The 8,137-nt window shown below is 69.8% G+C and carries 10 protein-coding genes; 5 read left to right on the top strand and 5 right to left on the bottom strand.

Going from position 1 to position 8,137, the window contains the following annotated elements:
• The 3 genes from WBL06_RS08115 to WBL06_RS08105 all read left to right on the top strand — a co-directional run.
• A partial coding sequence (locus tag WBL06_RS08115) for a glycosyltransferase family 2 protein (RefSeq protein ID WP_424455484.1) occupies window positions 1–527 on the top strand: 527 nt, incomplete at its 5' end.
• Window positions 524–1,156 (top strand): TIGR04282 family arsenosugar biosynthesis glycosyltransferase, encoded by a 633-nt coding sequence (locus tag WBL06_RS08110; RefSeq protein WP_424455483.1) that lies wholly within the window; start codon window positions 524–526, stop codon window positions 1,154–1,156. The genes WBL06_RS08115 and WBL06_RS08110, both read left to right, overlap by 4 nt.
• A gap of 31 nt (window positions 1,157–1,187) precedes the next feature.
• Window positions 1,188–1,847 (top strand): peroxiredoxin-like family protein, encoded by a 660-nt coding sequence (locus WBL06_RS08105; RefSeq protein ID WP_424455482.1) that lies wholly within the window; start codon window positions 1,188–1,190, stop codon window positions 1,845–1,847.
• 65 nt (window positions 1,848–1,912) lie between these two features.
• Here WBL06_RS08105 and WBL06_RS08100 read toward each other — a convergent pair whose 3' ends face one another.
• From WBL06_RS08100 to WBL06_RS08085, 4 genes are all read right to left on the bottom strand, one after another.
• Window positions 1,913–2,263 (bottom strand): hypothetical protein, encoded by a 351-nt coding sequence (locus WBL06_RS08100; protein ID WP_424455481.1) that lies wholly within the window; start codon window positions 2,261–2,263, stop codon window positions 1,913–1,915.
• Between the two features lie 40 nt (window positions 2,264–2,303).
• Complete coding sequence (locus WBL06_RS08095) at window positions 2,304–2,708, bottom strand: nucleotidyltransferase family protein (RefSeq protein WP_424455480.1); 405 nt, start codon at window positions 2,706–2,708, stop codon at window positions 2,304–2,306.
• Window positions 2,709–2,991: 283 nt separating this feature from the next.
• A complete protein-coding gene (locus WBL06_RS08090) occupies window positions 2,992–4,134 on the bottom strand; it encodes a sensor histidine kinase (RefSeq protein ID WP_424455479.1) in 1,143 nt (380 codons plus the stop codon).
• A 20-nt stretch (window positions 4,135–4,154) separates the two neighbouring features.
• The gene (locus WBL06_RS08085; protein ID WP_424455478.1) at window positions 4,155–4,874 is read right to left on the bottom strand and encodes a response regulator transcription factor; all 720 of its coding nucleotides are present in this window, start codon (window positions 4,872–4,874) and stop codon (window positions 4,155–4,157) included.
• A gap of 121 nt (window positions 4,875–4,995) precedes the next feature.
• Between WBL06_RS08085 and WBL06_RS08080 the strand changes: the two genes are divergently transcribed.
• Together WBL06_RS08080 and WBL06_RS08075 are read left to right on the top strand one after the other, a co-directional pair.
• Window positions 4,996–5,442, top strand: coding sequence for a class I SAM-dependent methyltransferase (locus WBL06_RS08080; protein WP_424455477.1), 447 nt, complete (start codon window positions 4,996–4,998; stop codon window positions 5,440–5,442).
• On the top strand, window positions 5,439–6,767 hold the full coding sequence (locus WBL06_RS08075; protein WP_424455476.1) for a hypothetical protein: 1,329 nt from the start codon (window positions 5,439–5,441) through the stop codon (window positions 6,765–6,767). Before WBL06_RS08080 ends, WBL06_RS08075 begins: the two co-directional genes overlap by 4 nt.
• Here WBL06_RS08075 and WBL06_RS08070 read toward each other — a convergent pair.
• The gene (locus WBL06_RS08070) at window positions 6,754–8,127 is read right to left on the bottom strand and encodes an MFS transporter (RefSeq protein ID WP_424455475.1); all 1,374 of its coding nucleotides are present in this window, start codon (window positions 8,125–8,127) and stop codon (window positions 6,754–6,756) included. The genes WBL06_RS08075 and WBL06_RS08070 overlap by 14 nt on opposite strands.
• Window positions 8,128–8,137: the final 10 nt, after the last annotated feature.

The raw sequence follows: 8,137 nt of genomic DNA, 5'->3' as shown, positions 1-8,137 counted from the left end.
GCGCCCTCGTGGTGAGCGAACCGCGCCGCGGATTCGGGTCGGCCGCGCACGCCGGGCTGCTCGCGGCATCCGCCCCCCTCGTCGCGTTCTGCGACGCCGACGGGTCGATGGATCCCGCCGATCTGCCGCTCGTCGTCGACCCCGTCGCGGCAGGCGAGGCCGACCTCGTGCTCGGCCGCCGCCGCCCGACCACCCGCGGGGCCTGGCCGCTTCACGCGCGCATCGCCAACCGCGGACTCGCCGTGCTGATGCGCCGTGCGACCGGGCTGCGGCTGCACGACCTCGGGCCGATGCGCGCCGCACGGCGGCAGGCGATGCTCGACCTCGGCCTGCTCGACCGGCGCAGCGGCTATCCGCTCGAGACGGTGCTTCGCGGCAACGTGGCCGACTGGCGCATCGTCGAAGTCGACGTGCCGTACTCGCCGCGGATCGGCCGCTCGAAGGTCACCGGCACGGTGCGCGGCACTCTCACCGCGATCAGCGACATGTCGCGGCTGCTCGCCACGAACGAAAAGCCGAGCGGATGACGACCCTCATCGTCATCGCGAAGGAGCCGCTGCCGGGCAAGGCGAAGACGCGGCTACATCCGCCGTTCACCCTTGAGCAGGCTGCCGAACTCGCGGCGGCGGCGATCGACGACACCCTCGCCGCGGTCGCCGACCTGCCTGCGTCGCGCCGCATCCTGCTGTTCGAGGGAACCCACCCGCCCCGCTCCGCCGACGGGTACGAGATCATGCCGCAGACCTCGGGTGACCTCGACCAACGCCTCGCTGCCGCGTTCGACGCCGTCGACGGCCCGGCGGTGCTCATCGGGATGGACACCCCGCAACTGCAAGCCGCCGACCTCGCCCCGGCATTCGGCGAAGGTGCCGTGGACGCCTGGTTCGGCCCCGCCGCCGACGGGGGGTTCTGGGCATTCGGCATGCGCGAGCCCCGCGGCGACCTGATCCGCGGCGTGCCGATGTCGCGCGACGACACCGGCGCCATCCAACTGAACCGTCTCGAAGCCGCGGGCCTGCGCGTCGGGATGTTGCGCGAACTCACCGACGTCGACACCTTCGACGACGCCCGCCGCGTCGCCGCCGCGGCTCCCGCTACGGCGTTCGCGCGGCTGTTCACGCAGTACGCCTCCGCCGCGTCCTCGAGCCAGGTGTAGCGTCGCCTCAACGACGAGAGGCTGGGCTTCGATGGACATGAAGGAACTCGCCGACGCCGAGCAGCAGTGGCTAGACATCTGGGCTCGCGGTCCCCAGCGGGTGCGCTGGGATCGCATCCCGCTGCAGGTCGGTGATCCCGCCCCCGACCTCGAGCTGCTCGACCACACCGGCGATCCCACCCGATTGTCTTCGCTATGGGCGGACGGGCCGGCGGTCATCCTGTTCTGGAGGCATTTCGGGTGCAGTTGCGGCAGGGATCGCGCCCGGCGGCTGCGCGACGAGTACGCCGAGCTGGTGAACCTGGGCGCCACCGTGACGATCGTCGGTCAAGGGGCACCCGAGCGGGCGGCGGTGTATCGCGACCGGAACGAGATCCCCTGCACGATCCTGAGCGACCCCGACGAGAGCGCGTATCGGGCCTTCGACGTGCTCGAGGGAACGACCGCACAGGTGCTTTTCGACGCATCGGACGAACTGTTGGCCTGCGAACTACACGCAGGAATCGACTTGGCCGCATCCCGGCATGGCACGGCAGCCGCGTCGGTCGACAACCCGTTCCTGCTCCCCGCGGAGTTCGTCATCATCGACGGCATCGTCCAACTGGCCTACCGGTATCAATACTGCGAGGACTGGCCCGACCCGCGCGTGCTGACCGCCGCTATCCGGTTCCCGGCCGCCCCGGCGAGCTAGGCGGCGACGCCTGGGTAGGCCAGATCGCCTCAAGCCGGCTCAGCCACTTGGTCTGCAGGCAGCGCTCATCGGTCCCTCGCCTCGGCTTCCTGCACGATGTCGCGCGCCCACTTGATCAGATTGGCGGCGTCGCTCGCGTTGATCGCGTCGGCGCCATATTGCACGGGGGTCTTCTGGGTGAGCAGTCGCGCCAGGCTGGTTGCCGCTTTCGTCGAGGGATGCGTGGCTCGCTTGAGAAGGCTGATCGCCTGCGCATGGTCGTCGCCCGAACTGCGTTCGCCCAACACCAGGCCGCAGATGGCATCGGCCGCGGCGATGCCGCTGAGAATCGCGTTCGAACCGGCGACCTTATTCTCAGCGGCACCGCCGGAGTCGAGAAGCTCGGCGGCCGAGAGATAGAGCCGCGCCTCTTTCAAGCGGGCACGTGCACCGACTTTGTCGAGGGCAACCGTCCGGTTAGACACGCGCAACCTTCTCGGCGTCGATCACGCGGAGCATCTGCTCGAACTCGGGGCCGACTAGTGGCACCGCGTCGTGGCGAATCGACATCATGACCGAGTCGGCGCGGTCGATCGCGTCGCGGAGCCCCGATCGCGTCGCGTTGAAGATCTGCCCCTCGTTGCCGGTCCAGGCAAGAATCTGCTCGCTGAGATCGTGAGCGAAGTCCACGATGGCGTCCTGTGTGGCGTCGTCGGGATAGACGACGAGGATGTCGATGTCTGAGTCAGCGGTAGCTGCCCGTCGAGCGAACGAGCCGTAGAGATAGGCCGCAAGTTCGTTGCGCTCCGCGAACGGGCGGCGCAACCGGTCGAGCAACTCGCGCCGAGCATCGACCGCCAACTCGATCGCGGGCCACAACACGTGGTGACGGTTTCCGCGCCAGACCGTTGAGTTTCCGCGGGATTCCGAGAGGGCCAGCCCAGAGTCGGTGAGGCGTGCGAGAGCCTTGCGAACGCCAAACAGGGACGCGGTTTCAACGAGCCGATGCACCTGCGAGGCGGTGAACTCAGTGTCGGCTCCCGCGAGCACACGAAGCGTCTCGGCTTCCACCGGCGAGGCAATGGTGCGAAGGGGCGACTCGAGGTCCATTCATCCATTGTGCAACTAAAGTTGCAGATACGCAACCCGAGTTGCCCCTAGGCAACTAGAGTTGCCGAGGCAGCCGCACGTCGAACCGGCAGCCGCCCGGGATGTTGCGCACCGAGATCTCCCCCGAGTGCGCCTCGACGATGCCCTGCACGATCGCGAGCCCCAACCCCGCGCCCGCCGACCGCCCTTCGAGTTGCCCGGGGGTGCGCGACGGGGTGGCGCGCCACCCGGCCTGGAAGATCTTCGACAGGTCCTGCTCCGGGATGCCGCCGCCGGCATCCTCGACCGTCAGCACCACGTGACTGTCGCCGTCGTGTTGCGCAGTCACCGAGATCTCGCTGCCGGCGGGGGAGTGCTGGATGGCGTTGATCAGCAGGTTGCCCACCACTCGGGCCAGTTCGCGCGGGTCGCCGACGACGGTCGGCTCGCCGCTGCCGAGCTCTTTCAGGGTGACCGAGCGCGACTTGGCGAGGGCTCCGAGTTCGGCGACGGCGTCGCTCACGAGGTCATAGAGCGACACCGGCTCCATCGCGAGCACGAGGGTGCCGGAGTGGATCTTCGACAGGTCGAACAAGTCATCGACCATCGCCGAGAGGTGATCCACCTGGGCGCGCATCTGGCGGTGGAAGCGCTGCGGGTCGTCGGTCATGCCGTCTTCGAGCGCTTCCGCCATCGCGCGCAGCGAGGCGAGCGGCGTGCGCAGGTCGTGCGAGATCCACGCCACGAGTTCCCGGCGGGATGCGTCGAGCGCGGCGACCTCCTCGCGGGCTTCGGCGAGCCGCTGGCTGGTCTGCGCGAGGTCGGCGGCGAGTGAGGCGAACTCGGCCGACCCTGCCGACCCGGCCACGGCATCCACGCGCTTTCCGTCGCCGAGGTCGCGGGTCATCGACCGAAGCCGCTCGCTGTTGCGGGTGAAGGCGCGGCCGAGCACGAGGGCGACGCCGAGCGAGACGATGGCCGAGGCGCCCGCGATCCAGAACAGCACGAGCAGGTCGTGAGGCGAGATATACATCGCCTGGGCTGCCGCGATCATGCCGACCGCGACAGAGAGGATCGTCGCCACCACGACGACGACGAGTTGCACGAGCATGGTCGCCCGGCGGGTGAGCCTCAACACGGCGAGCCCGACGGCCCCGACGACGAGGGAGCAGGCCAGGGCGATGCCGATGACCTGCATGAGATCGGCGAGAGGCAGCATGGGTCTTCTTTCGGTCGGGTTCAGAGGTCGAGGCGGTAGCCCACGCCCCAGACGGTGACCAGCATCGACGGGTTCGTCGGGTCGGGTTCGATCTTCTCGCGCAGCCGCCGCACCGTGACGGTGACGGTCGATAGGTCACCGAATTCCCAGTGCCACACCGACTTCAGCAGCTGCTCGCGGCTGAACGCCTGGCGGGGATGCTTGAGCAGGAAGGAGAACAGATCGAACTCGCGCGCGGTCAAGGCGAGAGGGGTGCCGTCGCGCTTGATGATGCGGGCGGCAGGGTCGAGCGAGAACGGCCCCACCTCGACGGATGCCTCCGGCGTGAGGTCGCCGACGCTCCGCCGGAGGATCGACTGCACGCGCAACACCAGCTCGCGCGGTGAGAACGGCTTCGTCAGGTAGTCGTCGGCGCCGGCTTCGAGCCCGACGATGCGGTCATCGGTCGACCCGAGGGCGGTGAGCAGAATGATCGGCACGGTCGACGTCGCGCGGATGCGGCGGCACACCTCGGCGCCGTCGATTCCCGGCAGCATGCGGTCGAGCACGATGAGGTCAGGGTGCGCGGTCGACGCCGCCTCGAGGGCCGCGAACCCGTCGACGGCGGTGCTCACGATGAACCCCGCCGAGGTGAGATACGAACTCGCGACCTCGAGCACCATGGGGTCGTCTTCGACGACGAGAACGCGGCGATCGGCGAGCTCCCGGCTCGAGGGGGCCACCCACGGTGCTGACGTCACACTCCAGGGTAGGTTCGCGGCCCTGTGCGTGGCAGGGTGGTTCGCTTCGGCGGGGAGTCCGTCTCTGTTTCGTAAGGGTTGGACCGGTGGGCCGCGGGGCCCGCATTCGTAGGGTCGAGAGGTGCGCTCTTCCCTGGCTCTCGCGGCGGCGAGCGGTCCGGTGCTCGACATCGGATGCGGCCGCGGCCGGTACGTGCACGCCGCGATCTTGGGGGGTCACCTGGCGCTGGGCATCGACGTCTCCGAGACCGCGGTGCGCATCGCGCAGCGGCACGGGCTGCCGGTGCTGTGCCGCTCGGTGTTCCAAGAGCTGCCGGGCGAGGGAACCTGGGGCACCGCCCTGCTACTCGACGGCAACATCGGCATCGGTCGCGACCCCGTCGCACTGCTGCGCCGCTGTGCCCAACTCGTGCGCGACGGCGATGGGCGCATCCTCGTCGAGACCCCCAGGGGCGCCCGAACCGTCGAGCGGCGAGCGCTGCACGGCTGCGCCGCAGCGGCCGGGCTCGTCGCCTGCCGGGAGTGGTCGGCGCGTGGCCGGTCGTTCGCCGAATACGCCCGCGCATGACCGGAGTCGGCAGCATCGCACGGTGGGTGTGGGGCGTCGCCGTTGCCCTGCTGCTGGTCGCCGCCGCGATGCTCGTGCCGTGGCTCACGGGGTGGCGCGTGTTCGTCGACTTCCCGCCGCTGCATGCGGTCTGGCTGCCTCGGCTTGGGCCGGGTACCGTGCCGGCGGTGCTCGTCGGAGCGCTCGCGGTGTGGTTCGGCGGCCGCCTCGCGGCCCGGATGCGGTGGCGGTGGCTGCTACTCGTCGCCTTCGCGGCAGGGCTGGCCTGGCTGGTGAGCCTCGCACTCGTCGACGGGCTCCACGGGCTCGGCGCGATTCTCGACGACACGTCGGAGTACCTCGGCACCGCCCGTGAGGTCACCGACATCGGCGCGTTGCTCGAGCGGTACATCGCGCACATCCCGCTCGACTCGGCCGACAACTGGCCGATCCACATCGCCGGGCACCCGCCAGGTGCGCTGCTGTTCTTCGTCGCACTCGTGCAACTCGGGCTCGGCTCGCCGCTCGCCGCGGGGCTCGTCGTCACCGTCCTCGGCGCGACCACCCCGGTCGCCGTGCTCGTCGCGCTGCGTCGGCTCGGGGCGGAGGCCGAGGCTCGCGTCGCGGCGCCGTTCCTGGTGGTCGGAACCGCCGCGATCTGGATCGCGGTGTCGGCCGACGGAATGTTCGCCGCCGTCGCCGCATGGGGGCTCTGCGTCCTCGCTTTCGCCGCCACATCGCGGCGGTGGTTCGCGATCGCCGGGTGGGGCGTGCTCGCCGGGCTGCTGCTCGGGTACTGCGTGATGCTCTCGTACGGGCTGCCGCTGCTCGGGGTGCTCGCCGTCGCGGTTCTGGTTCTGGCGCGATCGTGGCGCCCGCTGCCGTGGGCCGTCGGGGCGGCGGTCGTCGTCGTGCTGTTGTTCGCCGCCGCCGGGTTCGCGTGGTGGGAGGCGTACCCGGTGCTCGTCGAACGCTATTGGGCGGGCATCGCGTCGGACCGACCCTTCGGGTACTGGGTGTGGGGCGACCTCGCGGCGCTCGTCTTCAGCGCCGGGCCGATCGTGGGGGCGTCGCTTGTGCTGGCCGGCGAGCGTTTCCGCGCCGTGCGCGAGCGGACCGGAGGCGTGCGAGTGATCGTGCTGCTCGTGGCCGCCGCCGCACTGATCGTGTTACTCGCCGACCTGTCGCAGATGAGCAAAGCCGAGGTCGAACGCATCTGGTTGCCGTTCGTGCCCTGGCTGCTGCTCGGCACGGCGCTGCTGCCCGAACGCGCGCGGCGCCCGGCGCTGGCCGTCCAGGTGATCGCGGCCCTCGTCATCCAGCATCTGCTCGCTACGCCCTGGTGACCACCGAGGGGGTCTCGACACGCTTCTTCGTGAGAGTCTCGAGAGAGACGCCGCGGGCTTCGGTGCCGAACCTCCACCAGATCGCTCCCGCGGCCGCGCCGATGAGCCAGAACAGACCGAGGATGCCGAACATGATTCCGACGCCCCACGCCGTCGCGGTCACGGCGAGCACGACCTGGCCGATGATGGCGCCGATGCGTCCGACGGCGACGCTCGCGCCGATGCCCGTCGCCCGCAGCCGGGTCGGGAACAGTTCGGAGAACGTCGGGTAGGCCGAGACCCATGCGCATGTGGCGAAGAAGGCGGCGACCGAGAAGGCGATCAGCACCACGACAGGGGAGCCGGTGGCCGCCGCGGCGGCGCAGCCGATCATGCTGAGCGCGGCTGCCGTGTAGGAAAAGGTGACCGTGGGCTTGCGGCCGATGCGATCGAGCGCGAACGAGACGAAGATCCCACCCGCGAGGGCGGCGACGTTCGCGATCAAGAAGTAGTACGGCAGCACGCCGTCGGCGATCGGCACCACGCCGGTGGCCGTCGAGAAGACCAGGATGCTCATGGCCGTGAACAGGCCGTAGTACCCGGCGGCCTCCGAGAAGTCGAGCGCCATGCCGAAGAACAGCCGGCCCCGGTAGTTGCGCCACAGTTCGCGGAATCGTGACAGGCCGGTACCCGGTCCCACGGTGTCGACGTAGCCGACCGGGCTCGAGACTCCGGTGATGCTCTCCACGACGCGGTCGGCGTCGGCGGTACGCCCTCTCGACGCGAGCCAGCGTGGTGACTCGGGGATGAGCCGACGCGCCAAGAGGCCGTAGGCGGCGCTGATCACCCCGAAGAGGAGGGTGTAGCGCCAGGTGAGCCCGAGTGTCGAGATCACCAGAATCGAGACGACGCTGGCGAGGATGCCACCCACGGCCCAGAAGCTCATCACGAGGCCGTTGCTGCGTCCGCGATTGCGGGCCGGCGTGAACTCGGCGATGGCCGAGGTCACGGCGGAATACTCGCCGCCCACGCCGAGAGCGGTGATGAACCGGAAGACGATGAAGAGCGTGAAGTCGGGTGCCGCGGCCGTCGCGATCGCGGCGACCGAGTAGAGGATGAGGGTCGCGACGAAGAGTCGCTTTCTGCCGATGCGGTCGGCCAGGTACCCGAAGCCCAGCGCGCCCAGCGCGATGCCGCCGAACCACACGATGTTGATCCACACCGACTCGGCGCTGCCGAGCGAGAACTCGTGCTGGATGCCGGGGATGACCGATCCGATGATCTGCACCTCGAAGGCGTCGAGCATCCAGCCGATCCCGAGCGCCAGTGCGATCCGCGTGTGCATGGGCCGCCAGGCGGACGCATCCAGTCGTGTAGCCACGAAGTCTCCT

Origin of the sequence: Pseudolysinimonas sp. (genome assembly GCF_049651805.1) — a bacterium.
Taxonomy (GTDB): domain Bacteria; phylum Actinomycetota; class Actinomycetes; order Actinomycetales; family Microbacteriaceae; genus Pseudolysinimonas_A.
The sequence above is the reverse complement of the archived record's forward strand: the minus strand, read 5'-3'. Positions and strand labels throughout refer to the sequence as shown.